At 64.7% G+C, this 26,069-nt stretch carries 25 protein-coding genes; 17 read left to right on the top strand and 8 right to left on the bottom strand.

All coding sequences use genetic code 11. The features are described from left to right. The first annotated feature begins 229 nt into the window (after positions 1 to 229). Genes hisS through hisG form a run of 3 tightly spaced genes read left to right on the top strand, consistent with a single transcriptional unit; the run spans position 230 to position 3,575 of the window. The gene (hisS, locus tag ACO06J_RS11155; protein ID WP_421760788.1) at positions 230 to 1,759 is read left to right on the top strand and encodes a histidine--tRNA ligase; all 1,530 of its coding nucleotides are present in this window, start codon (positions 230 to 232) and stop codon (positions 1,757 to 1,759) included. Continuing rightward, complete coding sequence (locus ACO06J_RS11150) at positions 1,756 to 2,841, top strand: ATP phosphoribosyltransferase regulatory subunit (RefSeq protein WP_421760787.1); 1,086 nt, start codon at positions 1,756 to 1,758, stop codon at positions 2,839 to 2,841. Before hisS ends, ACO06J_RS11150 begins: the two co-directional genes overlap by 4 nt. Then, the gene (gene hisG, locus ACO06J_RS11145) at positions 2,838 to 3,575 is read left to right on the top strand and encodes an ATP phosphoribosyltransferase (protein ID WP_421760786.1); all 738 of its coding nucleotides are present in this window, start codon (positions 2,838 to 2,840) and stop codon (positions 3,573 to 3,575) included. The genes ACO06J_RS11150 and hisG overlap by 4 nt, the downstream gene beginning before the upstream one ends. Here the strand turns inward: hisG and ACO06J_RS11140 are convergent. After that, positions 3,572 to 3,973 (bottom strand): GtrA family protein, encoded by a 402-nt coding sequence (locus ACO06J_RS11140; protein ID WP_421760785.1) that lies wholly within the window; start codon positions 3,971 to 3,973, stop codon positions 3,572 to 3,574. The two genes, hisG and ACO06J_RS11140, sit on opposite strands and share 4 nt — an antisense overlap. Further along, positions 3,970 to 4,914: a glycosyltransferase gene (locus tag ACO06J_RS11135; RefSeq protein ID WP_421760784.1), complete on the bottom strand. Its 945-nt coding sequence runs from the start codon at positions 4,912 to 4,914 to the stop codon at positions 3,970 to 3,972. Before ACO06J_RS11135 ends, ACO06J_RS11140 begins: the two co-directional genes overlap by 4 nt. A gap of 91 nt (positions 4,915 to 5,005) precedes the next feature. Here ACO06J_RS11135 and ACO06J_RS11130 point away from each other — a divergent pair, with 91 nt between their 5' ends. After that, complete coding sequence (locus ACO06J_RS11130) at positions 5,006 to 5,758, top strand: TSUP family transporter (protein WP_421760783.1); 753 nt, start codon at positions 5,006 to 5,008, stop codon at positions 5,756 to 5,758. Positions 5,759 to 5,772: 14 nt separating this feature from the next. Here the strand turns inward: ACO06J_RS11130 and ACO06J_RS11125 are convergent, their stop codons facing one another. The 4 genes from ACO06J_RS11125 to ACO06J_RS11110 all read right to left on the bottom strand — a co-directional run bounded on the left by ACO06J_RS11125 (position 5,773) and on the right by ACO06J_RS11110 (position 8,540). Beyond that, on the bottom strand, positions 5,773 to 6,174 hold the full coding sequence (locus ACO06J_RS11125) for a type II toxin-antitoxin system HicB family antitoxin (RefSeq protein ID WP_421760782.1): 402 nt from the start codon (positions 6,172 to 6,174) through the stop codon (positions 5,773 to 5,775). 3 nt (positions 6,175 to 6,177) lie between these two features. Then, positions 6,178 to 6,378: a type II toxin-antitoxin system HicA family toxin gene (locus ACO06J_RS11120; protein WP_421760781.1), complete on the bottom strand. Its 201-nt coding sequence runs from the start codon at positions 6,376 to 6,378 to the stop codon at positions 6,178 to 6,180. A 172-nt stretch (positions 6,379 to 6,550) separates the two neighbouring features. Then, a complete protein-coding gene (gene groL, locus ACO06J_RS11115; protein WP_421760780.1) occupies positions 6,551 to 8,197 on the bottom strand; it encodes a chaperonin GroEL in 1,647 nt (548 codons plus the stop codon). 52 nt (positions 8,198 to 8,249) lie between these two features. Continuing rightward, the gene (locus tag ACO06J_RS11110) at positions 8,250 to 8,540 is read right to left on the bottom strand and encodes a co-chaperone GroES (protein WP_421760779.1); all 291 of its coding nucleotides are present in this window, start codon (positions 8,538 to 8,540) and stop codon (positions 8,250 to 8,252) included. Positions 8,541 to 8,716: 176 nt separating this feature from the next. Here ACO06J_RS11110 and ACO06J_RS11105 point away from each other — a divergent pair, with 176 nt between their 5' ends. From ACO06J_RS11105 to ACO06J_RS11095, 3 genes are all read left to right on the top strand, one after another. Beyond that, complete coding sequence (locus ACO06J_RS11105; RefSeq protein WP_421760778.1) at positions 8,717 to 9,079, top strand: DUF427 domain-containing protein; 363 nt, start codon at positions 8,717 to 8,719, stop codon at positions 9,077 to 9,079. Between the two features lie 92 nt (positions 9,080 to 9,171). Next, positions 9,172 to 10,314: a glycosyltransferase gene (locus ACO06J_RS11100; protein WP_421760777.1), complete on the top strand. Its 1,143-nt coding sequence runs from the start codon at positions 9,172 to 9,174 to the stop codon at positions 10,312 to 10,314. Next, on the top strand, positions 10,305 to 10,487 hold the full coding sequence (locus ACO06J_RS11095) for a hypothetical protein (protein WP_421760776.1): 183 nt from the start codon (positions 10,305 to 10,307) through the stop codon (positions 10,485 to 10,487). Before ACO06J_RS11100 ends, ACO06J_RS11095 begins: the two co-directional genes overlap by 10 nt. A gap of 36 nt (positions 10,488 to 10,523) precedes the next feature. On the opposite strand, the gene ACO06J_RS11090 is transcribed toward ACO06J_RS11095, so the two are convergent. Further along, positions 10,524 to 11,951, bottom strand: a complete 1,428-nt coding sequence (locus ACO06J_RS11090) for a sigma-54-dependent transcriptional regulator (RefSeq protein WP_421760775.1) — start codon at positions 11,949 to 11,951, stop codon at positions 10,524 to 10,526. A gap of 220 nt (positions 11,952 to 12,171) precedes the next feature. Here ACO06J_RS11090 and ACO06J_RS11085 point away from each other — a divergent pair, with 220 nt between their 5' ends. From ACO06J_RS11085 to rsmD, 8 genes are all read left to right on the top strand, one after another. Next, positions 12,172 to 13,428: an EAL domain-containing protein gene (locus ACO06J_RS11085; RefSeq protein WP_421760774.1), complete on the top strand. Its 1,257-nt coding sequence runs from the start codon at positions 12,172 to 12,174 to the stop codon at positions 13,426 to 13,428. A gap of 133 nt (positions 13,429 to 13,561) precedes the next feature. Further along, on the top strand, positions 13,562 to 14,416 hold the full coding sequence (locus ACO06J_RS11080; RefSeq protein ID WP_421760773.1) for a TIGR01459 family HAD-type hydrolase: 855 nt from the start codon (positions 13,562 to 13,564) through the stop codon (positions 14,414 to 14,416). Positions 14,417 to 14,643: 227 nt separating this feature from the next. Beyond that, a complete protein-coding gene (locus tag ACO06J_RS11075) occupies positions 14,644 to 15,618 on the top strand; it encodes a bifunctional riboflavin kinase/FAD synthetase (protein ID WP_421760772.1) in 975 nt (324 codons plus the stop codon). A gap of 232 nt (positions 15,619 to 15,850) precedes the next feature. After that, complete coding sequence (gene ileS / locus ACO06J_RS11070) at positions 15,851 to 18,829, top strand: isoleucine--tRNA ligase (protein ID WP_421760771.1); 2,979 nt, start codon at positions 15,851 to 15,853, stop codon at positions 18,827 to 18,829. A 159-nt stretch (positions 18,830 to 18,988) separates the two neighbouring features. Next, positions 18,989 to 19,477, top strand: coding sequence for a signal peptidase II (gene lspA / locus ACO06J_RS11065; RefSeq protein WP_421760770.1), 489 nt, complete (start codon positions 18,989 to 18,991; stop codon positions 19,475 to 19,477). A gap of 89 nt (positions 19,478 to 19,566) precedes the next feature. Continuing rightward, positions 19,567 to 20,196, top strand: a complete 630-nt coding sequence (locus ACO06J_RS11060; RefSeq protein ID WP_421760769.1) for a hypothetical protein — start codon at positions 19,567 to 19,569, stop codon at positions 20,194 to 20,196. Between the two features lie 50 nt (positions 20,197 to 20,246). Further along, the gene (locus tag ACO06J_RS11055) at positions 20,247 to 22,106 is read left to right on the top strand and encodes a pseudouridine synthase (protein WP_421760768.1); all 1,860 of its coding nucleotides are present in this window, start codon (positions 20,247 to 20,249) and stop codon (positions 22,104 to 22,106) included. A gap of 3 nt (positions 22,107 to 22,109) precedes the next feature. Then, positions 22,110 to 22,664, top strand: a complete 555-nt coding sequence (rsmD, locus tag ACO06J_RS11050) for a 16S rRNA (guanine(966)-N(2))-methyltransferase RsmD (protein WP_421760767.1) — start codon at positions 22,110 to 22,112, stop codon at positions 22,662 to 22,664. A gap of 147 nt (positions 22,665 to 22,811) precedes the next feature. On the opposite strand, the gene mutL is transcribed toward rsmD, so the two are convergent. Beyond that, the gene (gene mutL, locus ACO06J_RS11045) at positions 22,812 to 24,623 is read right to left on the bottom strand and encodes a DNA mismatch repair endonuclease MutL (RefSeq protein WP_421760766.1); all 1,812 of its coding nucleotides are present in this window, start codon (positions 24,621 to 24,623) and stop codon (positions 22,812 to 22,814) included. A gap of 130 nt (positions 24,624 to 24,753) precedes the next feature. On the opposite strand from mutL, the gene ACO06J_RS11040 reads away from it, so the two are divergent. Together ACO06J_RS11040 and ACO06J_RS11035 are read left to right on the top strand one after the other, a co-directional pair. After that, complete coding sequence (locus ACO06J_RS11040; RefSeq protein WP_421760765.1) at positions 24,754 to 25,470, top strand: DUF1868 domain-containing protein; 717 nt, start codon at positions 24,754 to 24,756, stop codon at positions 25,468 to 25,470. A gap of 49 nt (positions 25,471 to 25,519) precedes the next feature. Further along, entirely contained in the window at positions 25,520 to 25,948 is a 429-nt protein-coding gene (locus tag ACO06J_RS11035) for a nucleoside deaminase (RefSeq protein ID WP_421762492.1), read from the top strand. Positions 25,949 to 26,069: the final 121 nt, after the last annotated feature.

Below are 26,069 nucleotides of genomic sequence, written 5' to 3'. Positions count from 1 at the left end.
CATGCTTCGCCTCCTTGGTTGGCGTTGACGAAGCGGTGATAGCTGAGGTCGCCCGACTCGCCAACCCCGCATGCGACGGCCTGTCGCACCTTGGCTGGAACTGTTGCCATTTCGACACAGGGCGCAGCAAGCGCGGCCCCGCGAGCCTAGTATGAGCGCTTGGCTTGAGTCACGGGGGGCTTTCCGTTACGAGACAACCAAGATTCCGGGCACCCACCGACAGCAGATCATGACCGAGAAAAAGAAGCTCATCGCGCCCAAACTGCCGCGCGGCTTCGAAGACCGCCTGCCCGCAGAGATTGCGGCCGTTGACGAGATGGTGCGCAAGATCCGCACTGTCTACGAACGCTATGGCTTTGACCCGGTGGAAACACCGCTGTTCGAATATACCGAAACGCTGGGAAAGTTCCTGCCCGATACCGACCGGCCCAACGCTGGCGTGTTCTCGCTGCAGGACGATGACGAGAGCTGGCTCAGCCTCCGCTACGACCTCACCGCACCGCTCGCCCGCCACTTCGCCGAGCACTTCAACGACCTGCCCAAGCCCTATCGCAGCTATCGCGCCGGCTACGTCTTCCGTAACGAAAAGCCCGGCCCCGGCCGCTTCCGCCAGTTCATGCAGTTCGATGCCGACACGGTTGGCGCCGCCGGCCCGGAAGCGGACGCCGAAATGTGCATGATGATGGCGGATACCATGGACGCGCTCGGCCTGGCCGGGAAGTACGTGGTGAAGGTCAGCAACCGCAAAGTCTGGGACGGCGCGTTTAACCTGCTCGGCGTTTCAGTCGATCAACGCATGACGGTTTTGCGCGCCATCGACAAGTTTGACCGACTTGGGCTGGACGGTGTCACCGAACTGCTGGGTGAAGGACGAACCGACGAGAGCGGCGACCGAACAGCCGGTGCTCGACTGGACAAAGCGTCTATCGGCCACATAGTCGACCTTTTGACACCGAAGAGCCTCGATGGCTGGGCCGCTGGCGAGGCAGCATCGTCGACGCCCTCGCGGGACCAGCTTTTCGCTCTGGAGCGCAGCGCCATATATGGCGTCGACCCTACCTTCACGGCCGGCGTTGACGAGTTGAAGGCGATGTCTTCGCTGTACGGCTCGGCAGGATTTGCTGACGGTAGAATAGTGATCGACCCCTCCGTCGTCCGCGGCCTCGAATATTACACCGGCCCGGTCTTCGAGATCGAACTGACCTTCAAGGTCCAGAACGAAAAGGGCCAGGACGTGGTGTTCGGCTCGGTCGGCGGCGGTGGCCGCTATGATGGGCTGGTAAGCCGCTTCCGCTCCGAGCCGGTGCCGGCAACCGGCTTTTCGATCGGCGTCTCCCGCCTCGCCAATGCGCTGAAGCTCACCGGCAATCTCGGCGCCGAGGAGCCAATTGGCCCCGTCGTCGTGCTGGTGATGGATAAGGAGCAGACCGCGCGCTACCAGGAGATCACCTCGCGCCTGCGCAAGGCCGGCATCCGCGCCGAAATGTTCATGGGCAACACCAAGAATTTCGGCAAGCAGGTCGCCTATGCCGATAAGCGCAACTCGCCTGCCGTGATCATCGAGGGCAGCCAGGAGCGCGAGCAGGGGATCGTGCAGATCAAGGACCTGATCGCCGGCAAGGAAGCCGCCAAGGCGATCTCCGACAATGCCGAGTGGAAGGCCGAGCGGCCCGGCCAGTTCGAATGCGCCGATGCCGATATCGTCGAAAAGATCTCGGCGCTCCCGGCCGTCCGTGCCTATCTGGATCGTACCAAGTGAAATCAGCCTCGGAACGCTACGCAGCGCTGGTGAGACTGGTCGAGTCACGCACCGTGACCCGCGCCCAGCCCGCCTTGCTGTTGCCGGCGGGTCCGTATTTCGATCTGGCAGGCGAGGAGTTCGGGCGCAACCTCTTGCTCACCACCACCAATAACGGCACCGAATATTGCCTGAGGCCCGATTTCACCCTGCCCATCGCGCAGGCCTATATCGAGGACGGGCTGATCGGTGCTCCGGCGGCGTTCACCTATCTCGGCCCGATCTTCCGCCAGCAGAGCTCGACCCCCGTCGAGTTCGAGCAGGCGGGGCTCGAACTGCTTGGCCATGCCGATGCCGATGCGGCGCTCGACCAGGTGCTGACTTTCGCCCGCTGGGCCCTCGCCATTTACGACATCACCGCGCCGCAGGTGCGGCTGGGTGGTGTGGGGCTGTTCGAGTCCTTCCTCGAAGCGTCCGGTGTGCCGCCCGCTTGGCGCGCCCGCATCCGCCACCGCTTCGGCCACCCCGAAGCGCTGCAGCGCCTGATGGATCGCCTCGCCAACCCCGAGGAACGCGTCCACGGCCCGGTGCCCGATAGCCGCGACACCGTGATCGAGATCGTCACCGACGCCATGCTCTCGGGCGGCCTCAGCCTCATCGGCAGCCGCACGCCCGAAGAGATTGCCGACCGCTATCTCGAAAAGCAGGCGCTCGACGCCGCCCCGATCCCGCCCGAGACCGTGGCGCTGCTGCAGAACTACCTGTCGATCTCCGAAAGCGCCGAAACCGCCTTCGAGCGCATCGCCATGCTTTGCAACGATGCCGGGTTCGATTTCAACGAGCCGATCTACAAGGTGCGCAACCACGCGGCCGCCCTCGCGGCGCTGTCGCCCAATGCCGATGTCATCTTCGATGCGGCCTTCTCGCCGCGCCTCGACTATTACACCGGCATCGTCTTCGAAATGACCGGCCGCGATGGTGAAGTGCTGGCCTCGGGCGGCGAGTATGACCGCATGCTCGAGCGGCTCGGCGCGCCCGAACCGGTCAATGCCTCAGGCTGCGCCCTCTGGGTCGATCGCCTCGAACGGGAGGCTGCCGAATGAGCCCCACACTGCCCGGCGGGCTGACCCTCGCCGTCCCCTCAAAGGGGCGTCTCGAAGAGATGACCCGCAAGTCCTTCTCCTCCTCGCGGCTGACCATCGCCCGCCCCGGCGGCGCGCGCAGCTATATCGGCTCGATCAAGAACCAGCCGCAGGTGACGGTGCGCTTTTACCCAGCTGCCGAGATCGCGCGCGAGCTGATCCTCGGCGGTGTCGATATCGGCGTCACCGGCTCCGACCTCATCCATGAAGCGTCCGAAAACGGCGAGGAGAACGTGCTGTTCGTCCGCGGCCTCGGCTTTGGCGAGGCCAACGTGGTGGTCTGCGTGCCTGATTCCTGGATCGACGTGCAGCAGATGAGCGATCTCGCCGACGTCGCCTCCGATTTCCGCGCCCGCCACGGCCGCTGGCTCAGGGTGGCGACCAAATATGTCAACCTGACCCGCCGCCACTTCGCCAAATATGGCATCGCCGAATACCGCATCGTCGAAAGCGCCGGCGCCACCGAAGCCGCACCCGCTTCGGGCTCGGCTGACCTTATCGTCGATATCACCTCGTCCGGCTCTACCCTTGCCGCTAACCAGCTTCGCGTGCTGGAAGACGGGCTGATCATGCGCTCCGAGGCCAACCTCATCGTCTCCCGCACCGCCGATTGGACCCCGCTGCGCAAGGCCCAGCTCGAAGCGCTGCTCTCCATCATGGGCGGGGTACCGCCGGGGATTTCGACGCTGCTCTAGCTCTTTTTGGGCTTGAAGACGACGAAGTGGGCTAGGCTGTAATTGACGACCATACCCACTGCCGTTCCGGCGGCCAGCCCCAGATAGGGCATCACGCCGTCGCGCCCGAGCACCGCCACGACGCTGCTATAGACGCCGTAGTTGAGTACGCCACCAAGTAGCATCGACGCGAAATATCGGCCTAACTCGCCCACCAGACTGTGGCGCCCCGTGCGGTCGGCGAAGGCAAAGTTGCGGTTGACCAGCCATGTGGTGACCACCGCAGCAAAAAACGAGCAGAGCCGCCCCAGGTATGGCCCTAACGGCCCCATGAGCAGTGTCAGCACCCCCACATCCACGGCAAAGCCTGTCGCGCCGGCAACCGCAAAGTGGAGAAGATGGACGATCTTGGCCTTCATTTGCGCTCGCGCGGCGCCGGGTGCGCCAGGTAGACCAACCGCTTGGCCTCGCTGCGGCCGGTGACGACGCCATCGAGGATCACCGCGCAGGTCGCGGCCAACGCCGCGCCGAGCATGATCACCGCCGCCGCCACCGCAGTGGGCAGGCGCGGCACGAGACCGGTCTCAAAAAACTCGATCACCACCGGCAGCCCGACCATGATCGACAGCACCACGCCCGCCGCCGCCAGCGTCAGATAGAACGTGCGCGGCCGTTCCAGCATATAGAGCTTCACGATGGTCTTGAGGATGCGAAACCCATCGCGCCAGGTCGTGAGCTTGCTTTCGGTCCCCTCCGCCCGCTCGCCATAGGCCGTATCGATCTCGCCATAAGGCGCGCGCAGCGTCAGTGCATGCACGGTGAGTTCGGTTTCGATTTCGAAGCCCTTCGAGAGGGCGGGGAAGGATTTGACGTAGCGTCTGGAAAAGGCCCGGTACCCTGACAACATGTCGGTGAACCCTTCGCCGAAGATCCGCGCCACCGCGCCAGTCAGCACGCGATTGCCCGCGCGATGTCCGAACCGATACTCAGCGCCAGCATCGGTCGCGACGCGGCGCCCCACTACCATGTCGAGCCCGCTATCGAGCACCAGGTCGATCATCGGGCGCGCCGCGGCCGCATCATATGTGCCGTCACCATCCGCCATCAGGTAGATATCGGCGTCGACATCGGCAAACATGCGACGCACCACATTGCCCTTGCCGCGGATGGCGACATTGAGCACCTGCGCACCCGCCGCGCGCGCCGCCTCGGCGGTGCCATCGGTCGAGGCATTGTCGAAAACGTAGACGCTAGCCTCGGGCAGGGCGGCGCGAAACCCGGCGACAACCGGGCCGATCGCCGCCACCTCGTTGTAGCAGGGCAGGATCACTGCGATGCTGTTGCCTCGGTATCCCGCCATTGCCTCATCCAGATATTCTCGCGCGGCAATGCTAGCGGGGGAACCTTCCGAAATGGTAACGGGGGGCGCAGTTCCGCGCGGTGTGCCCGATATGACCTTCGATCTGACCGTTCTTTTCGCCCTTGCTGGTGTGGGCGTAGTGGCCGGCTTTGTCGATGCCATCGCCGGCGGGGGCGGGTTGATCACCGTGCCGGTGCTGCTCTCGGTCGGCATCCCACCCGTCGCCGCCTTTGGCACCAACAAGCTGCAATCGGTGGTCGGCACCGCCATCGCCGCGACGACCTACTGGCGCAAGGGCTTCGTGGCGCTCAAGGCGCTGTCCTTCGCCATCCCTGCGACATTTGTTGGGGCGGTGCTGGGCGCCTGGGCGGTGAAGTCCATGGACACCAGCCTTCTCAACTATGCTGTTCCCGTCGCGCTGATCGGCATCGCCCTCTACTTCACCTTCGCCCCAAAACTCAGCGACGCGGACCGGCACGCCCGTCTGCAATTCGCGGTCTTTGCGCCGGTGATGGGATTTCTGATCGGGTTCTACGACGGCATTTTCGGGCCCGGCACCGGCTCATTCCTAGCCATGGGTTTCGTCACCCTGTTCGGGCTCGGCCTCACCCGCGCTTCGGGCAATACCAAATTCCTCAACCTCACCTCCAACCTCGGCGCGCTGGCGGTGTTCATTCCCTCCGGCGATATCATCTGGCCGGTGGCCATCGTCATGGCCCTGGGCCAGGTCGCCGGTGGCTACCTCGGCGCGATGACCGGCATCCGCTTCGGCGCCAAGTTGATCCGCCCACTTGTGGTCGTGGTCTCAATCATCCTGGCGCTGCGATTGCTGGTGTTCAGGTAGGGAGCAGGGGACTCTTACTCGATCAGTTCCTTGCGCACCGCCGAAGCAATAAACGCCGACCGCGTCTGCTTCCGCTGCCGCGCCGCAGAATCGATGGCCTCGAGGAGGCCAAGGTCGAGCGACACATTGATGCGGGTGGTCGAACCGAGATCACGGACGAGCGGGATCAGGGCAACCATCGCGCCCACTCTGTCTTCCTCAAACTCTGGGTCAGCCGCGATTTCATCGGCATTTCTAGCGTCCGGAATATCCTCGCCGTCGGCAAGCATGCCACGGACATGAAACGCCAATGCATCGCTGGCGCTCTCCAAAACCGCCTCCAGCGTATCCTCCGCAGCAATGCATCCAGGGAAATCCGGGAAGCTCACGCCGTAAATGGAGTCCGGGTCTTTGTGCACAAATGCAACATAGCGCATGGTTTAGTCGGCCTTCTTGAGCCATCCGGCTTGCCTGTAGATGGACCGCACCGTCCCGACTGAAATGTCCTTGCGGGGATGCGGCACCGTCACCCTGCCGGGGCGACTAGGGTGACGGAACTGGTGGTGGCTTCCGCTCACCTCAACCAACTGCCAGCCATCGGCTTCCAGCAATCGTATCAACTTGCGACTTTCACGCTCCACCAGAGCCTCCGTGTAATATAATACACACGAACGGATGCCGCAAGTATGACGGCCTCGGAAGGGACTTGTACTAGGTTCGTCGCCAAGGAAAACGGCGCGGGGGTTGCCCACCGCGCCGTCTTCAAAGTCCGTGACTGGGAAGTCGGGACTGAGTTTGTGAGAGCCGGACTTCTTAGAAGTCCATGCCGCCCATGCCACCCATGCCGCCGCCACCGCCGCCGCCCATCTGGGGCGCCGGGTCCTTCGGCGAGTCAGCAATCATGGCTTCCGTGGTGATCAGCAGCGAAGCGACCGAAGCCGCGTCCTGGAGGGCGGTGCGAACCACCTTCACCGGGTCGATGATGCCCATCTTGATCATGTCGCCATAGGTCGACGTCTGAGCGTCGTACCCGAAGGTCAGCGACTCGTTCTCGAGGATCTTGCCGACCACGACCGAGCCTTCATCGCCAGCATTGTTGGCGATCTGGCGGACGGGTTCCTGCAGTGCGCGCTTGACGAGGTTCACACCGGCCTGCTGGTCGGCATTGGCGCCCTTGACCTGCAGGTTTGCCGAAGCGCGGAGCAGTGCAACGCCGCCGCCCGGAACGATACCTTCTTCAACCGCAGCGCGGGTGGCGTTCAGGGCGTCGTCGACGCGATCCTTGCGCTCCTTCACTTCGACTTCGGTGGCACCGCCAACCTTGATCACCGCAACGCCGCCGGCGAGCTTGGCCAGGCGTTCTTGCAGCTTTTCCTTGTCGTAGTCAGAGGTGGTTTCCTCGATCTGCGACTTGATCTGGGCAACACGGCCTTCGATGTCGGACTTCTGCCCGGCGCCATCGATGATCGTGGTGTTTTCCTTGGTGATCTCAACGCGCTTGGCAGTGCCGAGCATGTCGAGGGTCACGTTCTCGAGCTTGATGCCGAGGTCTTCCGAGATCACCTGGCCGCCGGTGAGGATCGCGATATCCTCGAGCATGGCCTTGCGACGATCGCCAAAGCCCGGGGCCTTGACGGCAGCAACCTTGAGGCCACCGCGGAGACGGTTCACCACCAGCGTGGCCAGAGCCTCGCCTTCGATGTCTTCGGCAATGATCAGCAGCGGGCGCTGCGACTGCACGACCGCTTCGAGGATCGGCAGCATGGCCTGGAGGTTCGAGAGCTTCTTCTCGTGCAAGAGGATCACCGGATCTTCGAGCGCGGCGACCATCTTTTCGGGGTTGGTCACGAAGTAAGCCGACAGATACCCGCGGTCAAACTGCATGCCCTCGACGACTTCGAGCGTCGATTCGGTGGTCTTGGCTTCCTCGACGGTGATCACACCCTCGTTGCCAACGCGCTGCATGGCTTCTGCAATATCGTCGCCGATCTGCTTTTCGCCGTTTGCCGAGATCGTTCCGACCTGGGCCACTTCAGCCGAGGAGGTGATCTTGGTGGCGCGCGCCTTGAGGTTCTCGACGACTTCAGCAACGGCGAGATCGATACCGCGCTTGAGATCCATCGGGTTCATCCCGGCGGCAACGAGCTTGACGCCCTCGTTGACGATCGACTGAGCCAGAACGGTGGCAGTGGTGGTGCCGTCGCCGGCAACGTCGTTGGTCTTGGACGCGACCGAACGCACCATCTGGGCGCCCATGTTTTCGAACTTGTCTTCAAGTTCGATTTCCTTGGCAACCGTCACGCCGTCCTTGGTGATGCGCGGGGCACCGAACGACTTGTCGATGACCACGTTGCGGCCCTTGGGACCGAGCGTGACCTTGACGGCATTGGCAAGAATGTTGACGCCACGGACCATCTTGTCGCGGGCATCGGTAGAGAAACGTACGTCTTTCGCAGCCATGTGAGGCGCTCCTTACGAAGGTGAAATGGGCAAAGAAAGCGAGGCGGATGCCTTAGCTCTCGATCACGCCCATGATGTCGGATTCTTTCATGATCAGCAGGTCTTTGCCGTTGAGCTTGACCTCAGTGCCGCTCCACTTGCCGAACAGGATCCGGTCGCCGACCTTGACGTCGGGCGTGATGATCTTGCCAGCATCGTCGCGCGCGCCGGGGCCGACGGCCTCGACCACACCCTCGGAGGGCTTTTCCTTGGCAGTGTCAGGAATGATGATGCCGCCAGCTGTCTTTTCTTCGCTGTCGACGCGCCGGACGACCACGCGGTCGTGCAGGGGACGGAAAGCCATGTTTGCTCCTCAAAGAACTTTGTGAACTTGCGCAGTTAGCACTCACCTCGTGCGAGTGCTAACAGCTGGCGGGGATATAGGGGCGGCCCTTTTCCAAGTCAAGATCACGGGCTCTTGCGTGGTCCGTGATCGTCCGCGGCGCGTACCAACATGCCATTGCACAAAAAGGATTGCCCGTGCCACGCCAGTGCCTCGACAAGAATATCAAGATTTCCCCGGCCGACGGGCGTGTCAGCGTCATCTTCGACGGTCGGGTCATCGCCACCTCGACGCGGGCTTTGGCCCTCGACGAACCGGGCGCTCCCCTCCGCATCTATATTCCGCGCGACGATGTTGAAGCCGATGTGCTGGCCAACTCGGCGACCCAAACCACATGCCCTTACAAGGGCGAGGCGTCGTACCACACGCTGAAGTCTGCCGCTGCCGAGGCGAGGGACGCGGTGTGGTACTATCCCGATCCGTGCCCGCTGGTGGCGCCAATCGCCGACCACCTGGCATTCTGGGGCAACCAGATCCGTTACGAGACCGCCGCAGCCTGATTTCCGGGAACCGAACGCGCACCGCACTTGCGGTTTAGGGGCGCGGCGCGATATTGGGCGCCGCAGCCCATTGCATCCGGACCCGTTTCCCCGTGACCATCGAGTTCGACAAGCCCATCGCCGCGCACGAGACCTGGAACGCGCCCACGCTTGCCGTGATCGTGCCGAGCTACAACGAGCGCGAAAACGTGGCGCTGCTCTACGACAAGGTGACCACCGCGCTGGGCGACACGGTCTTCGAGTTCATCGTCGTCGATGACAACTCGCCCGATGGCACGGCCACAGTGGTAAGGGACATGGCGCAGCGCCACGCCAATGTGCGCTGCATCCGCCGCATCGGCCGTCGCGGTCTTTCCTCTGCGGTGATCGAAGGCATCCTTGCGAGCACGGCTCCCTATTTTGCCGTCATCGACGCCGATCTCCAGCACGACGAACGCATCCTGCCCGAAATGCTGGCCAAAGCAATCGCGTCCGACGATATCGTCGTCGGCACCCGCTATGGTGGCGAAGGCAGCGTCGGGGCAGGGCTCTCCAAAACCCGCGAGGCCGGCAGCCGCTTTGCGACGAGGCTCTCGGGGCTCCTGACCGGCAGGGCGCTGAGCGACCCGATGAGCGGCTTCTTTGTCATGCGCCGCGCCGTGTTTGACGAAGTGGCGCCGGCGCTCAGCGACGACGGCTTCAAGATCCTGCTCGATATCATCGCTTCGGCCGGCCGCCATGGCGGCCACGGCAAGCCGCTGAGCATCAGCGAGGTGCCCTACACCTTCCGCCCCCGCCACGCAGGCGAGAGCAAGATGAGCTCGATCGTCGTGGTGCAGTTCCTCGGGCTGATTGTATCGAAGCTCTCCCGCGGCCTGATCCCGACCAGCTTCCTGCTCTTTGGTCTCGTCGGTGGTTTCGGTGTCATCGTCCACATGGCAACGCTCTGGTTCGCCCACGAGGTGCTGGGCCAGAACTTCGTCTGGGGCCAGGTGCTGGCGACATTGGTTGCCATGACCTTCAATTTCATGGTCAACAACGAGCTGACCTATGCCAACAAGAAGCTGAGGGGCTGGCGATACCTCACCGGGCTTCTTACCTTCTATGCCGTCTGCTCGATCGGCGCGCTCGCCAACGTATCGGTTGCGAGCTGGATTTACGCCTTTGATGGCCAGTTCTACATGGCTGGCTTGCTCGGCGTTCTCATGAGCGTTGTCTTCAACTATTCCGTTACAAGGGTATTCACATGGCGCTGACAGAACTCGAGATCAAACTGCGTCGCACCGGCGGCAGCGGTCCCAACAGCCAGTGGACCTGGGAACTGGTCGATGCCGCCGGCAAGGTGCAGAAGTCCGGCTCCGCGCTGGGCGAAGAGCACAAGGCGTTTGCTACTGCCAAGAAGGCGCGCGAGAAGCTCGCCAAGGCTTAACTGGAGAAGGCCTGATTGTGGTAAGCGGCGTCCGCTTCAGGCGGCGCCGCGCCGTTCGTCCATCTCGGCCCAGGCCTGCCGCTTGCGGTAGATCGTCGATGGGCTGAGTTCCAACGCTGCAGCGGCCAGCGCCACATTGCCGGCAAAGCTGGCAATCGCTTCCTCGATGATCCGCTGCTCCTGCTGCCACATCGGCAGTACGGTGGGCTTTCGGCTGGGGCTTGCGTGGCTGACCTCGGCCGTTCCTGTATCGAGGTCGGCCGTCTGCACCATCTCGGCAGTCACTTCACTGCCTGCGTGCATCACCACCACCCGCTGCATCAGGTCGCGCAATTGCCGCACATTGCCCGGCCAGTCGCGCGCGTTGAGCAGCGTTGCGGCGTCGGGAGCGAGCCCGGTGAAAGTCTTGTGCTCGGCCTTCGAGAACTCGGCGAGGAAATGCCGGGCCAGCACCTGAACATCGCCCGCGCGTTGCCGCAGCGGCGGCAGGTGTACGGGGAGGACGTGCAGCCGGTAGAACAGGTCCTCGCGGAACCGCTTCTCGCTGATCAGGTGCATCGGGTTGTGCCGCGTCGCGCAGATGACGCGCACATCGGCCCGCCGCATCGCGCTCTCACCGACGCGCGTCAGCGTTCCTGACTGGAGGAAGCGCAGTAGCTTGCCCTGGAGGCTGAGGTCGAGTTCGCCGATTTCGTCGAGAAACAGCGTGCCGCCATCGGCCAGTTCCGCCGCCCCCTTGCGATCTTCCCGTGCGCCGGTGGTGGCGCCGCGGGTAACGCCGAAGAGTTCTGCTTCCATCTGCTCGCGCGGAATGGCGCGGCAACGGAGGGTGACGAGGCGGTTCTGCGACCGGGAGCCGAGTTCGTGCAATGCCTCCGCGCAAAGGTCCTTGCCGGTGCCGCTTTCCCCGGTGATGAACACCGGCGCCGTGGCTGTGGCAACGCGTTCGATCTGCTCGAACACCACCTGAATCTGGCTCGACGTGCCAACGAAACCGGCAAAGCGGCCATCTGCATCGGGCAATGCCACGTCAGAGGCGAGCGTCTGCGACTTGCCGTGCCGCTGCGCCAGTTCGGTGATGCGCGTCGCGACGGCACGTCCGCTCACCGGCCGCACCATATAGTCATGCGCACCCGCCCGCATCGCCGCCATCGTCGCCGAAACCGAGGCACCGTCCGACAGCGCAATCACCAACGCACCCGCCGCGAGCTTCACCAGCCGGGCTACTGCCTCTTCGGCCTCGGCGCAAAGATCAGTGAGGGCGATGAGGTCGAGCAGCACCACGTCAAAAGCATCGGCACGCAGCAGTTCGGAAGCGCGGCGGCCATTTTCCGCGCGCAGCAGGTCCAGCCCGGCACGCATGCTGGCGAGGAGGCCTGCCGCCATGGCGTCACCGCTCGCGACATCACTGTCGACGAGGAGAATGCGGGCGGCAGGGAGAGTACCGTGTCCGGTACGAGACATGGAGGGGCCTCAGGCGCAGATCGTGCTGAACGGAGTGTTGACGAACTGGGTAAACAATCCGTTCCTATCGGCTTGTTTTCTCACGCAAGGTGCTCCTCCCGCCACAATTCATCCCTGCGCCGTCCCCTGCGAAAACGGCCCAGCGGCTTCCTGCGCCACCCCGCCAATGCTATGACAAATTGCGCCGAATCCCGTCGTCCCCGAGAAAGCTCCGAGCCACGTGCAGGGCCTCGTCTACATCTTCATCGCTCTGGCTGCGCTCGGGGTCGCCGTCGCTGCCTATTTCGGGCTGACGTTTTCGCCCATCGAGGCGATTGTCACCGCACTCGCCTTCGGTTGCCTCGCCGTCATGCTGATGGAACGCAGCCTCCGCCAGCGCTCCGAAGCGCGGCTGGAGCGCGCCATCGAGGACTTGGCGCGCCTGCTCTCAACCGACGCGAAAGCCGGGCAGGTGCTGAGCCAGCGGGTGAATGCCATCACCGATACCAATGTCGGCAGCCGGCTTGAGGGCATCGAGGCCGATATCTCGGTGCTGGGCACCGTCGTGCGGCAGGTGGCGGAGGCCGTTGCCGATATCGAGGAAGCGCGCCGCGCTGGCGATTTCCCCAAGCCGACGACGCTGGAGCCGTTCAGCGACGACGAGGAAGAGGAGGAAGATGACGGCATGCCCGAGCCCGTCATCTCCGAAACCGAACTGCGCGCCGCGCTGACCCAGAATCGTCTCGTCTTCCACATCGAGCCTATCGCGGCGCTGCCGCAGCGCCGTCCGCTCGGCTACGATCTGGTGCCGCGCCTGATGCAATCCGATGGCAGCCTCGCGGACGCGCCCGATTTCATGCCGCGCCGGGGTGGCGAGGATCTGGTGCGCCGCATCGAAGCTCTGGCACTGGAGGAGGCGGTGGTGATCACCCGCCGCTCGCGCACCGCCGGCCAGCCGATCCGCCTGTTCATGCCGCTGACCCGCGCCACCGTGCTCGACAAGCGCGCGCTCGAAGCCCTGATCTCGACGCTTGGCGCCAACCAGGCGATTGCCCCCTCGCTCGGCTTTTCCATCCCGCAGCCCGAGTGGAAACAGTTCGGGCCAACCGAAAAGCGGCAGCTGTTCGAAATCCGCAAATCCGGTGCCTGCTTCTCGCTCACGGATGCGACCTCGCTGCGGTTCGACTTTGCCGAACTCGAAGGCATGGGCTTCACCTCGGTCCGCTTTGATGCCACCCGCTTCCTCCGCCAGCCCACCAGCTTCACCGATTTCCACACTGCCGACATCGCGCCATATGCCAAGCGCTTCGATATCGATCTCTGCGCCACCGGCGTCATCGATGAGCAGCAGCTGCTGAGCCTTTTTGAAGACGGCATCGCCCAGGCGCAGGGGCCGCATATCGGCCGCGCCGGCCCGGTGCGCCCCGACCTGCTGGTCGAACGCACGCCCGTGGTCCCCGAGCGCCGCGTCGAAGCCCAGGCCCAGCCGCTCCGCTAGGTGTTACGTTCGCGAAAAGACTGATCTCGCACACACTGGCCGAACGGATTGGTTTCATAAATCGGCGCCATGCTTTAGGTCTGGCGCGGCTCGGGACTCAGGGCCGACCACCGTGACTAAGTGGAGAGTTTGAATGAAGGCGCTTGAAGGCCTGCGCGAGATTGCTGGCCGCTATGACGCGGTGCTCAGCGATGTCTGGGGCGTCGTCCACAACGGCATCGCCGCGCACCCCAGCGCCGTCGAAGCGCTCGTCGAGTTCCGCAAGGGTGGTGGCCGTGTCGTGCTTATAACCAATGCGCCGCGCCCCTCGCCGCCACTGATCGAAATGCTGGACCGCCTGGGCGTGCCTCGCGACGCCTACGACGCCATGGTCTCATCGGGCGATGCCACCCGCGCCATGCTCGAGCCCTATCGCGGCAAGACCATCCATTACGTCGGCCCGCCCGAGGAGAACGATTCCCTGTTCGAAGGGCTCGATATCACTCTCGGCTCCGCCGAAGCCGCGCACGCCGTGGTGGTCACAGATCTCGACCACGACGATGACACGCCCGATCTCTACAACGACCGCATAACGCTCTGGCTCTCGCGCAACTTGCCCCTGATCGCCGCCAACCCTGACCGCGTCGTCGAGCATGGCGACCGCCTGATCTATTGCGGCGGCGCGCTCGCTGATCTCTACGAGGCGCGAGGCGGCATGATCCTCATGGCGGGCAAACCCTATAAGCCGATCTACAGCGAAGCCCTCCGCCTCGCCGAAGCCGCTGCCGGGCACAAGCTCGATCGCTCGCGCATTCTCGCCATCGGCGACTCGGTCCGCACCGACGCCATCGGCGCTGCCGGCGCCGGGCTCGACCTGCTGTTCATCACCGGCTCGATCCACGCCGCCGAACTCGATGCCTTCGGCACACCCGATCCGGCTGCGATCAACGCGCTGGTGGGGCCGAGCGGCGCAAATCTGGCGGGGTTTATGCCCCGTCTCGCCTGGTAAAACTGCCCCTCACCCGCCCTTCGGGCACCCTCTCCCTCAAGGGGAGAGGGAAAACAGGGGGCGCGATCTCGCCTGTCTTCCCTCTCCCCTTGAGGGAGAGGGTGGCGCGAAGCGTCGGGTGAGGGGACGGGCGCGCGGGGCAGTCATGCGTAAGTAGCACTGCGGCAAACCTTGCACCCCGGCAGGTTTCTTGCCATTTAGCCTTCACACTCTCGGCGGGTAGAACTTTGTCCGGTTTCATCAGGCTCGCTGGCCTCGACCATGTGCCGCCCTCCCTCAAAGGGGCAATGGTCGCGATCGGCAATTTCGATGGCTGCCACCGCGGCCACCAGCATGTGTTCATGGCGCTGAAGGCGCGGGCGAAGGCGTTGGGTGTTCCGGCGCTGGTCCTGACGTTCGAACCGCACCCGCGCGATGTCTTCGCGCCCGAACCCTTCATGTTCCGCCTCACCTATGCCGACCAGAAGGCCAAGCTTGCTGAAGCCATGGGCCTCGACGGTATCGTCGTGATGCCCTTCTCACGCGCCTTCTCGCTGATCGAGGCCGAAGACTTCGTCACCCGCTTCCTGGTTGAGGCGCTTGCGGTGCGTGGCGTCTCGGTCGGGTCCGATTTCCATTTCGGCCACCAGCGCAAGGGCACCCCGGCCTTCCTCAAGGACGCCGGCACGCGTCACGGCTTCGAGGTCGATATTCTCGATCTCCTTGATGAAGGCGACGACCACATCTCGTCCTCCCGCATCCGCGGATTGCTCGGCGAAGGCGATGTCGTCGCCGCCAGCCACCTCCTCGGCTACCACTGGTTCCTCTCGGGCGAAGTGGTCCGTGGCGACCAGCGGGGCAGGGAACTTGGGTTCCCCACCGCCAACATCGCCTCCCCCACCGGCTTCGGGTTGAAGCAGGGCGTCTACGCAGTCCGCGCCCGCCTCGGCAATCGCCTCCTCGATGGCGTCGCGAGCTTCGGCAAACCGATGTTCAACAACGAGCGCCCGCCCTTCGAAACCTGGATCTTCGATTTCGACGAGATGATCTACGGCCAGACGCTGGAAGTGGTGCTGCTCGGCATGGTGCGCGGCCAGGTGAAGTTCGCCGGCCTCGACGAACTCATCGCCGCCGTCAACCGCGACGCCGCCCAGGCGCGGAAGTATCTGCAGACCACGGTGCCGGTTTCGGAACTCGACAAGAAGCTCGGCTTCTTCCGCTAGGCACCCCTCATCCGGCGCTACGCGCCACCTTCTCCCCGACGGGGAGAAGAATTCCGAAGCCTCCGCGAACACCCCTATTCCTTCTCCCCGTCGGGGAGAGGGTGGATCGGCCGAAGGCCGAGAGGGGTGAGGGGTGGGCCAATCGCTCCGAAGCCCCGCCACATTCCCGCTGGCACCGCGCCCCCTCGCTTGCTAAAAGCCCGGCAACTTTCAAATCCAGAGTTCTTGTCCGATGAACGATCTCCTCAAGAGTGGCGCCGAGACTGATTACAGCGCGACGCTCTTTCTGCCCGAGACGGAGTTCCCGATGCGCGGCGGTCTCCCCGACCGCGAGCCCGTGTGGCTGAAGCGCTGGGAAGATATGGATATCTACGGGCGCCAGCGCGCCAACGGGGCCAACAAGCCCAAGTTCACGCTGCACGATGGCCCCCCCTACGCCAACGGCAACATCCATATCGGCCACGCGCTCAACAAGATCCTCAAGGATCTGGTGAGCCGGTCCAAGACCATGCTCGGCTACAACTCGGCCTATGTGCCAGGCTGGGACTGCCATGGTCTCCCCATCGAATGGAAGATCGAGGAGCAGTACCGGGCCAAGGGCAAGGACAAGAACCAGGTCGAGATCAACGAATTCCGCGCCGAGTGCCGCACCTTTGCGCAGTACTGGGTCGATACGCAGCGCGAAGAGTTCAAGCGCCTCGGCGTCGTCGGCGACTGGTCCAACCCCTACCTGACCATGAGCTTTGACGCCGAAGCCCAGATCGCCCGCGAAATCATGAAGGTGGCCGCCTCGGGGCAGCTTTATCGCGGCAGCAAGCCGGTGATGTGGAGCGTGGTCGAGCGCACCGCGCTGGCCGAAGCCGAGATCGAGTACGCGGATTACGAGAGCGACACGATCTGGGTGAAGTTCCCCGTCGCAGTTTCATCTTTTGAAGGTGCCGCCTACGTGTCCGGGCCAGCATCTGTAGTTATCTGGACCACGACACCCTGGACCATCCCGGCCAACCGCGCGATCTCCTTCTCCAGCAAGATCGTCTACGGCCTGTATGAGGTCACCGCCGCGCCAGCTGACAACTGGGCAAAAGTTGGTGAGAAATACATCCTCGCTGACAAACTCGCCACTGAGGTCTTTGCAAAGGCCAAGGTGGAAACCTTCGTACGTTTGGCAGAGGTAGCGCCAGCCGATCTCTTCAGTATTGTCGCCGACCACCCCCTCGCGGGCCTCGCCGACGGCTACAATTTCCCCGTCCCCCTCCTCGATGGCGAACACGTCACCGACGACACCGGCACGGGCTTCGTCCACACCGCCCCCAGTCACGGTCTCGACGATTTCGAGGTCTGGATGAATTCGGGGCGCCTGCTCGAACAGCGCGGCATCGATACGCGCATCCCGTTCCCCGTGGACGACGCCGGCTACTACACCGCCGACGCCCCGGGCTTTGATGGCGCGCGTGTCATCGACGATGCCGGCAAGAAGGGCGACGCCAACAACCGCGTCATCGCGGCGCTGGCCGAGCGCGGCATGATGGTGGCGCGCGGCCGCGTCAAGCACCAGTACCCGCACTCGTGGCGCAGCAAAAAGCCGATCATCTATCGGAACACCCCGCAGTGGTTCGTCTACATGGACAGGCCAATTGGCGATGCTAGTACAAAGCCGGAAAGCATCGAGCGGCGGAAAGAAGACACACTTCGCAATCGCGCCCTTGCCGCGATCGATGCCACCAAGTTCTACCCCGCCGCCGGCCAGACCCGCCTGCGCTCGATGATCGCCGACCGGCCCGATTGGGTGCTGTCGCGCCAGCGCGCCTGGGGCGTCCCCATCGCGGTGTTCTACAACATCGCGACCAACACGATCCTCAAGGACGAAACGGTCAATCACCGCATCGCCGCCGCCTTCGAGGAAGAGGGCGCTGACGCCTGGTTCAAGCCCGGTGCCAAGGAACGCTTCCTCGGCAACGCCGTGCCCAACCCCGATGAGTGGCTGAAGATCGACGACATCCTCGATGTCTGGTTCGAAAGCGGCACCACGCACGCCTGGGTGCTGAAGAACCGCCAGAAATGGCCCGATCTCGAATTCCCAGCCGGCATGTATCTCGAAGGCAGCGACCAGCATCGCGGCTGGTTCCATTCCTCGCTGCTCGAAAGCTGCGCCACCAACGGCTACGCGCCCTATAAGAGCGTCTTGACGCACGGCTTCACCCTCGATGGCGAGGGCAAGAAAATGTCGAAATCGCTGGGCAATACCACCGCCCCGCAGGACGTCATCAAGCAATACGGCGCCGATATCCTCCGCCTCTGGGTCGCCTCGTCCGATTATTCGGATGACCTCCGCATCGGCAAGGAGATCATCAACTCGACCGTCGATAATTATCGGAAGCTCCGCAACACCGTCCGCTGGCTGCTCGGCAACCTCGCCCATGCCAACAAGGGCGAAGCGGTGGATACCCGCGATATGCCCGAGCTTGAGCGGCTGGTGCTGCACCGGCTGAAGGAGCTCGATGGCGTCGTCCGCGAGGCCTACGAGCAGTACGACTACAAGCGCATCGTCGCGGCGCTCGCCAACTTCATGAACATCGAACTCTCGGCGTTCTACTTCGATATCCGCAAGGACGCGCTCTACTGCGACCCGATCTCGGCCACCCGCCGCAAGGCGAGCCTGACTGTGCTCGACCACGTCTTTGACGCGCTGACCGCCTGGCTGGCCCCGATCCTTGTCTTCACCATGGAAGAGGCCTGGCTCGAACGGCACCCCGGCGACGATTCCTCGGTGCACCTGCGCGAGTTCCCGGTGCAGCCGGCCGATTGGCTCGACGCCGCGCTGGCTGACAAGTGGGAGAAGGTGCGCGAGGTGCGCAAGGTCGTCACCGGCGCCCTCGAAATCGCCCGCCGCGAAAAAATCATCGGCTCCTCGCTCGATGCCGCCCCAAAGGTGTTCATCACCGATGCAGCCCTCCTCGCCGCCGTCAGCGACATCGACCTCGCCGAGGTCTCGATCACTTCGGGCATCGAGATCATCGCCGGCGAAGGCCCAGCCGACGCGTTCCGGCTCGATGAGGTCAGGGGCGTTGCCGTGGTCTTCGAAAAGACCACCGGCATCCAATGCGCCCGCTCCCGCCGGTTCTTTGCTGCGAGCGAGATGGACACCGAGTTTCCGGAACTCTCCAAGCGCGATGGCGACGCCATGCGCGAACGCCGGGCGGCGGGGCTGTAGGGCGGTGTTCCTACCGCACGACCCCCACCGTCATTCCCTCCCCCCAAGGGGGAGGGAGGTCCGGCCCGAGTGTGCGGTCAGTTTTGCGATGACTTTTCAGTCGTCTCCCTCCCCCTTGAGGGGAGGGACAAAGGGTGGGGGTCGTGAGGACGCGCACACATGACCCGCCCCTATCTCCTCTCCTCCCTCCTCGCCGGCATCGCCGCGTTCGCGCTCGATCGCGGGCAGAAGTTCCTGCAGATCGAAAGCTTCGGCTGGAAGGGCGGTGAGTTCGTTCAGGTCACCGATTTCTTCAACTACGTGCTGGTCTGGAACCCGGGTATTTCCTACGGCCTGTTCGGCGAACTGCCGGTCTGGGCGCTGGGGCTCGTCGCTGCCATTGCCATTGTCGGCCTCGGCATCTGGTGGTGGCGCACGCCGGATCTGCTCGTCCGCTACGGGCTGATGCTCGCTATCGGCGGGGCGCTCTCCAATGCGCTCGATCGGCTGCTCTATGGCGCCGTTGCCGATTTCTTTCATTTTCACTGGCAGGATTACTCGTTCTACATCTTCAACATCGCCGATATGGCGATCACGTTCGGTGTGGTGTTGCTGATCCTCGACTTCCTCGGAATCGGGCGTCAGAAGGCCCCGCCGAAGCCGGTCTGATCGTATTGGCGCCTCAATCTGGCCTTACGTCGCTTCATGGTCTATAAGGCCGGCGCGACGGATCTGGCGCGGGGAATAAGGGAAGTCTCATGCTGAGTGGTTTGACCGGGCGGCGGCCCCATTTCAAAGCCGTAACCCGGGGCGCAATGCTGTCGATCGGCCTCGTGGTCGGCTTGGGACTGAGCGCCTGCACCACCGTCGAAGGCACCAATGCCCTTACCGATCCGGCGACCTTCGAGCGCGAAGTGATGAGCGAAACGCTGCGCGGCGTCGGCATGATCGACAAGGAAACCAAAAGCGAAGAAATCAACCGCCGCGGCCCGCTGGTCCTGCCCAAGGCTGGCGCTCCGCTGCCCGCGCCGCAGGACGCTGACCCCGCGGCTGCCCAGTTGCCCACCGATTCGGACAAGGTCACCGTCGATACGGCCAACCTCAGCCCCGAAGACCTGCAGCGCATCAAGAACGCGCGGGTCGTCGACGTCAATTCGAGCTCGGGTCGCCCGCTGACCCCCGCCGAAATCCAGAAACTCACTGCCAAGATGAAGCAGCCGGTCCTCAACAAGGGGCCGCGTCCGCTTTACTTCCCACCCGAGGAATACTTCACTACCGTCAAGGGCCAGGACACCGTGTGTCTGGCGCCCAACGGTGAACTGGTCCCGCTGACTGATAAGGCGTGCCCACCCTCGGTCCGCAAGGCCCTGGAAGCCCAGGCCAAGTAAACATCAACTCGAAGATGCGCCGCCCCTAAGGGTCACGCAGGAGTACTGCCATGTCTGATTTCTCCGCCACTGCAGCGGATGGCGATCGTCTCGCCAAGGTCATCGCCCGTTCGGGCCTCTGTTCCCGCCGCGATGCGGAAGGCTGGATCAAGGACGGTCGCGTCACCGTCAACGGCCGCAAGGTGCTGACCCCGGCTTTCAACGTTTCCGAAAAAGACAAGATCAAGGTCGATGGCGAGCCGCTGGCCGCGCGCCAGGGTACCCGCGTCTGGCTCTATCACAAGCCGCCTGGCCTCGTGGTCACCGAGAAGGACCCCGAGGGCCGCGACACTATTTTCGAGCATCTCCTCGAAAAGGGCCTGCCGCGCGTCGTCTCCATCGGCCGGCTCGATATCAACACCGAAGGCCTGCTGCTGCTCACCAACGATGGCGGCCTGAAGCGCGTTCTCGAACTGCCCGCCACCGGCTGGCTCCGCCGCTACCGCGTCCGCGCCTTCGGTGCCGTCACCCAGGCTCAGCTCGACGGCCTCAAGGACGGCATCGAGATCGAGGGCATCCAGTACGGCCCGATCGAAGCCATTCTCGAGCGCACCCAGGGCTCGAACGTCTGGATCGTGATGTCGCTGCGCGAAGGCAAGAACCGCGAGGTCAAGAACGTGCTCGGCGAGCTCGGCCTCCAGGTCAACCGCCTGATTCGCGTCAGCTTCGGCCCCTTCCAGCTCGGCGATCTGCCCGAAGGCGAAGTCGAAACCGTCAACGCGCGCGTCCTCCGCGACCAGCTCGGCAAGCGCCTCGCAGAGCTCTCGGGCGCCGATTTCGAGAGCGAAATGCCCGAGATCGCGCAGCTGAAGCAACGCGCTGCCAACCCCAAGCTTCGCGCCGCCGCTCCCGGCAAGGACCAGCCCAAAGCCTCACCCAGGAAGGGCGCCGACCGCCAGTTCCGCTTCGAGGACGACGACACCGCCGAGCGCAACCGCGAAATGCTCGAAGCCATGCCGCGCAAGGATCGTCCGGGCCGTTCCGACGGCCGCCCGGCCCGTGCCCCCAAGCCCGTGCTGCCCGACGATTCAAAGACCCGCAAGGTGTTCTTCGAGGATGGCACCGAAAAAGAGATCAAGGTGCGTCCGCCCCGCAAGGAGCGCGAGCGCGAGGATCCCGATGACCGGCCGGCCCGCAGCTTCGGCCGCCCCATCAACCCCGCCGACAAGCCCAAGCGCTCTTTCGGCGACAAGGGCCGCGCCGCCGCCGCCAACCGCACCCGCAGCGCCGAGGACAAGCCCCGCAGCTTTGGCGACAAGCCCTACGGCGACAAGAAGCCTTACGGCGACAAGAAACCCTATGGCGACAAGAAGCCTTACGGTGACAAGAAGCCCTATGGCGACAAGCCCCGTGGCCCGCGCCCCGAAGGCAGCGACCGGCCGCAGCGCACCTATGGCGACAAGCCTTATGGCACCCGTCCGCCGCGCGACGGTGGCGATCGTCCAGTGCGCGGCGGTAACGACAAGCCCTGGTCGGCACGTCCCGCCGGCGATGGCGCCGCTCGCCCCAGCCGCTCGTTCGGGGACAAGAAGCCTTACGCACCGCGCGGCGACGGCGGCGATCGTGCCGGCCGTTCCTTCGGCGACAAGAAGCCCTACGCGCCGCGTGGCGATGGCGGGGATCGTTCGCCGAAGTCGTTCGGTGACAAGAAGCCATACGCTCCCCGGGGTGATGGCAGCGCACGTCCGCCGCGTGAGGGTGGCGATCGTCCCGCCCGCGTCTTCGGCAGCAAAACCTATGGTGAAAAGCCCAAGCCTTATGCCGGCAAGCCCAGCACCAGCAGCCGCGGCCCCAAACCGTTCGGCAGCAAGCCTTCCGGAAGCAAGCCGGCGGGCGACAAGCCGCGCGGCCCCCGCAAACCGCGGCCCTAAGCCATGCGGATCGTTGCCGGCAAGTTCCGCGGCAAGGCGCTGCTCTCGCCCACCGACGAGAGCATCCGCCCCACCTCGGACCGGGCGCGCGAAGCGATGTTCAACATCCTTGCAAGCCGTATCGGGGTCAATCTCGACGGCCTCAAGGTGCTGGATCTCTTCGCCGGCACCGGTGCGCTCGGCCTTGAAGCGCTGTCACGCGGCGCCTCAGGCGCCGTCTTCGTCGATATCGGCGCAGAAGCCCGCGGCATCATCCGCGACCACATCGAAGCCTTCGGCGCCGGCGGCATCGCCAAACTCCTCCGCCGCGACGCCACCGAACTCGGCGTCGCCGGCACCATGGGCCCCTTCGACCTGGTCTTCCTCGACCCGCCCTACGGCAAAGGCCTCGGCGAAAAAGCCCTCGTCTCCCTCGCGGCGGGTAACTGGCTCGCCAAGGATGCGACGATTGTGCTGGAGGAGGGGGCAGAGGTCACCCTCGACTTGCCCCCCGGCTTCGAAGTCAACGACCGCCGCGAATACGGCGCCGCGGCTGTGCATTTCATCCAGCAGATCTAGGCGCCCCCTCCACCAGACTTCGTCTGGTCCCCCTCCCCCGTTTCACGGGTGAGGATCACTGTGGCACGATCTCCCCTGATCCTCCCCCGCGCAGCGGGGGAGGGGGACCGCCAAAGGCGGTGGAGGGGGCGGCCACACCCACCGAACCTACCGCGTCCGCCCGAACAGCCGCTCGATATCGCTCTTTTTGAGTTCCACATAAGTCGGCCGGCCGTGGATGCATTGGCCGGAATGCGGGGTGACTTCCATCTCCCGCAGCAGCGCGTTCATCTCCTCGACCTTCAGCCGCCGGCCTGAGCGCACTGAGCCATGACAGGCCATGCGGCCGATGATGGCGTCGAGCCGGTCGCCGAGCGCCGCCGTCGTCTCCCACTCGGCCAGCCCATCTGCCAGATCGCGCACCAGCCCATCGACATCGGCCTGTCCGAGCAGTGCCGGCGTCTCCCGCACCGCCACCGCCCGCGCCCCGAAGCGCTCGAGATGCAGCCCCAGCCGCTCCAGAGTTGGCGCCACCTCCTCGAGTCGGGCGCAATCGTCCTCCGGCAGCTCGATCACCACCGGGATCAGCTGCATCTGGCTCGCCACCGGTCCCGCCGCCAGCTGCGCCTTGAACCGCTCATAGACCAGCCGCTCATGGGCGGCGTGCTGATCCACCAGCAACAGGCTGTCGCCGCTTTGCGCCACGATGAAATTGTCAAACATCTGCGCCCGCGCCGTGCCCAGCGGATACTCGGCCGGCTCCACGTCAGCCGCGGGCGCGACCTCCGCCTCATATCGCGCACTCGGCTCCGCAAATTCCGCAAAGCGCCACGAGGCCTCAGCCGAGGATCCTCCCCCGCGAAGCGGGGGAGGGGGACCGCCGAAGGCGGTGGAGGGGGGCACCACGCCCGCGGCCATCCCCGCCCCAAACTCCGGCACCCGGAACGCCCCGACCACATCCTCAGCCACCGTCGACGCTGCGCGATACCCCGCCGCCCCCAGCGCATCGCCGATGGCGCGGATCACCGCCCCGCGCACCCCGCCCGGGTCGCGAAACCGCAGCTCCGCCTTGGCCGGATGCACATTCACATCCACCTCCGCCGGATCGACCGCAATGAACAGCGCAATCACCGGGAACCGGTCGCGGAACACGAAATCCGCATAGGCCGCCCGCACCGCCCCCACCAGCACCTTGTCACGCACCGAGCGGCCGTTGACGAAGAAATACTGGCTCAGCGAATTGGCCCGCGTATAGGTCGGCAACCCCGCGAGCCCCGTCACCACCAACCCATGCCGGATCGTCGCCAGCGGCACCGCGTTGGTCTCGAAATCCCCGCCCAGCACATCAGCGAGCCGCGCCCGCAGCGCGCCTTCGCCAAGATGCCCCGGCCAGTTCGACGCCGTCCGGTCAGCGCCATCGAGCACGATCTGCACATGCGGGTTGGCCATCGCAAGGCGCTTCACAATGTCGGTGATGGCGCCGGCTTCACTGCGCTCCGATTTGAGGAATTTCCGCCGCGCCGGCACATTGCCGAAGAGGTCGCGCACCTCGACAATGGTGCCCCGGTTCATCGGCACCGGCACCGGCGGCACCCTGAGGCCATGCCGCACAGCGAGCCGCAGCCCGCTCGCTGCGCCCTCGGTACGCGACGAAATCGTCAGCTCCGCCACCGAGCCGATTGAAGCCAATGCCTCGCCGCGAAACCCAAGCGTCCGGATATCATCTAGCCCGTCATCGGCAAGCTTGGAGGTCGCGTGCCGCTCGACCGACAGCAGCAGGTCGGCCGCGTCCATCCCCACGCCATCATCCTCGATGCGGATCAGGCTCTGCCCACCCCCCGCCGTCGTCACCGCAATCCGCGACGCACTGGCGTCGATGGCGTTTTCGACCAGCTCCTTCACCACGCTCGCAGGCCGCTCCACCACCTCGCCGGCGGCGATGCGGTTGATAAGGTCTTCGGGCAACTGGCGGATGGGCAAAACCGATTCTCCTTGGGGCGAGAGTATAGGGGAGGGGCCCCTGCCGAACATCCGGATTTCCGCGACCCTGTCATAAGGAAGTGGCCAAGCGCGGCTAGGAGCAGGGCACGACCCGCCCCGGAGCCCGCCCATGTCTGCCGCCCTCTCGCCTTCCCTCTTGCCCTTCTCGCGCACCCATAATCCCAAGCCCCCCGCGCATCTTGGCAGTCGCTACAATCTCGCGGGCGTCTTTCTGCCGGAGCCCGGCAACACCATCGTCTGCCACCTGCAGCCGGGCTCTGAGACCGAGGCGGCCCTGATCGACGCGCGGGCGCGCTACCTCGCCATGCCCGAGGCCAGCCAGCTCGCCTTCACCCCAATCTCGTCGCTCCACATGACCCTGTTCCAGGGCATCATCGAAGGCCGCCGCGCGCTGCCCTACTGGCCGGCAGACGTGCCCTTCGACACGTCTATTCCGGAGATGACCCGGATCTTTACCGACCGGCTGAAAACGCTCCAGCCCGCTCCCGCCTTCAACGTCACGGTCACCGAAGCGCTCCCCACCGGGCTGCACCTCGAAGGCGCCACCCACGCGGATCGCGCCGCCATCGCCGAGTGGCGCAATCGATTCGCCGATCTCCTTGGCTACCGCCATCCCGATCACGACAGCTACGTGCTGCACATCACCTTCGCCTACGTCATCGAGCGTTTCGACACCGCAGCGCTCGCCATTTGGCAAACCATGCTCGACGAGGTAGCAGTCGATATCCGCGCCCGCGCTCCTGTGCTGCAGCTCAGGCCGCCCGCCTTCTGCAGCTTTGATGACATGAACCATTTCGAAGAGCTGCTGGTCTTCCAGCCCGGCTGACAGCAACAGCGGAACCGGCTAGAGCAGGGGCGTGAACACCACCTCGCCCATGCACCACGCCCTGTCGCTTGCCGAAGCCGCCGCCGCCGGGGGCGAAGCCCCCGTTGGCGCGGTGATCGTCGAAGGCGACCGGGTGCTCGCGGCCGAGCGCAACCGCATGCGCGAACTCAACGATCCCACTGCCCATGCCGAATTCCTCGCTATCCGTGCTGCGCTCGCCGCACGAGGCACCGGCCGGCTTGATGGCTGCGATCTCTATGTCACGCTCGAGCCCTGCGCCATGTGCGCCGGCGCCATCGCCCACGTCCGCCTGCGCCGGGTCTACTATGGGGCAGCGGATCTCAAGGCCGGCGCCGTCGACCACGGCGTCCGCCTCTTCGAAAGCCCCAATTGCCACCACCACCCCGAGATCATCGCCGGACTGGGCGAGCGGCGCTCGGAAGAGCTGCTCAAGGCGTTTTTCGCCGAGCTGCGCTGATCTGAGTCGCTTCAAAGCAAGTCCCCCTCACCAAGCGCTTCGCGCCGACCTCTCCCCCAAAGGGAGAGGTAAGCTGTGGCACGATCGCGCCACCTCACCACCTCTCCCTCGGGGAGAGGTC

Origin of the sequence: Devosia sp., from assembly GCF_965229025.1 — a bacterium.
In the GTDB taxonomy this organism is placed as follows: domain Bacteria; phylum Pseudomonadota; class Alphaproteobacteria; order Rhizobiales; family Devosiaceae; genus Devosia_A.
The sequence above is the reverse complement of the archived record's forward strand: the minus strand, read 5'-3'. Positions and strand labels throughout refer to the sequence as shown.

Bases quoted from the DNA above. Each gene is read 5' to 3' on its own strand.
- ACO06J_RS11080 (WP_421760773.1), top strand. From the start codon at position 13,562: ATGAAGGCGCTTGAAGGCCTGCGCGAGATTGCTGGCCGCTATGACGCG.
- hisG (WP_421760786.1), top strand. From the start codon at position 2,838: ATGAGCCCCACACTGCCCGGCGGGCTGACCCTCGCCGTCCCCTCAAAG.
- groL (WP_421760780.1), bottom strand. From the start codon at position 8,197: ATGGCTGCGAAAGACGTACGTTTCTCTACCGATGCCCGCGACAAGATG.
- ACO06J_RS11055 (WP_421760768.1), top strand. From the start codon at position 20,247: ATGTCTGATTTCTCCGCCACTGCAGCGGATGGCGATCGTCTCGCCAAG.
- hisS (WP_421760788.1), top strand. From the start codon at position 230: ATGACCGAGAAAAAGAAGCTCATCGCGCCCAAACTGCCGCGCGGCTTC.
- ACO06J_RS11040 (WP_421760765.1), top strand. From the start codon at position 24,754: ATGTCTGCCGCCCTCTCGCCTTCCCTCTTGCCCTTCTCGCGCACCCAT.
- ACO06J_RS11060 (WP_421760769.1), top strand. From the start codon at position 19,567: ATGCTGAGTGGTTTGACCGGGCGGCGGCCCCATTTCAAAGCCGTAACC.
- ACO06J_RS11140 (WP_421760785.1), bottom strand. From the start codon at position 3,973: ATGAAGGCCAAGATCGTCCATCTTCTCCACTTTGCGGTTGCCGGCGCG.
- rsmD (WP_421760767.1), top strand. From the start codon at position 22,110: ATGCGGATCGTTGCCGGCAAGTTCCGCGGCAAGGCGCTGCTCTCGCCC.
- ileS (WP_421760771.1), top strand. From the start codon at position 15,851: ATGAACGATCTCCTCAAGAGTGGCGCCGAGACTGATTACAGCGCGACG.
- ACO06J_RS11135 (WP_421760784.1), bottom strand. From the start codon at position 4,914: ATGGCGGGATACCGAGGCAACAGCATCGCAGTGATCCTGCCCTGCTAC.
- ACO06J_RS11035 (WP_421762492.1), top strand. From the start codon at position 25,520: ATGCACCACGCCCTGTCGCTTGCCGAAGCCGCCGCCGCCGGGGGCGAA.
- ACO06J_RS11125 (WP_421760782.1), bottom strand. From the start codon at position 6,174: ATGCGCTATGTTGCATTTGTGCACAAAGACCCGGACTCCATTTACGGC.
- ACO06J_RS11110 (WP_421760779.1), bottom strand. From the start codon at position 8,540: ATGGCTTTCCGTCCCCTGCACGACCGCGTGGTCGTCCGGCGCGTCGAC.
- ACO06J_RS11095 (WP_421760776.1), top strand. From the start codon at position 10,305: ATGGCGCTGACAGAACTCGAGATCAAACTGCGTCGCACCGGCGGCAGC.
- ACO06J_RS11130 (WP_421760783.1), top strand. From the start codon at position 5,006: ATGACCTTCGATCTGACCGTTCTTTTCGCCCTTGCTGGTGTGGGCGTA.
- ACO06J_RS11090 (WP_421760775.1), bottom strand. From the start codon at position 11,951: ATGTCTCGTACCGGACACGGTACTCTCCCTGCCGCCCGCATTCTCCTC.
- lspA (WP_421760770.1), top strand. From the start codon at position 18,989: ATGACCCGCCCCTATCTCCTCTCCTCCCTCCTCGCCGGCATCGCCGCG.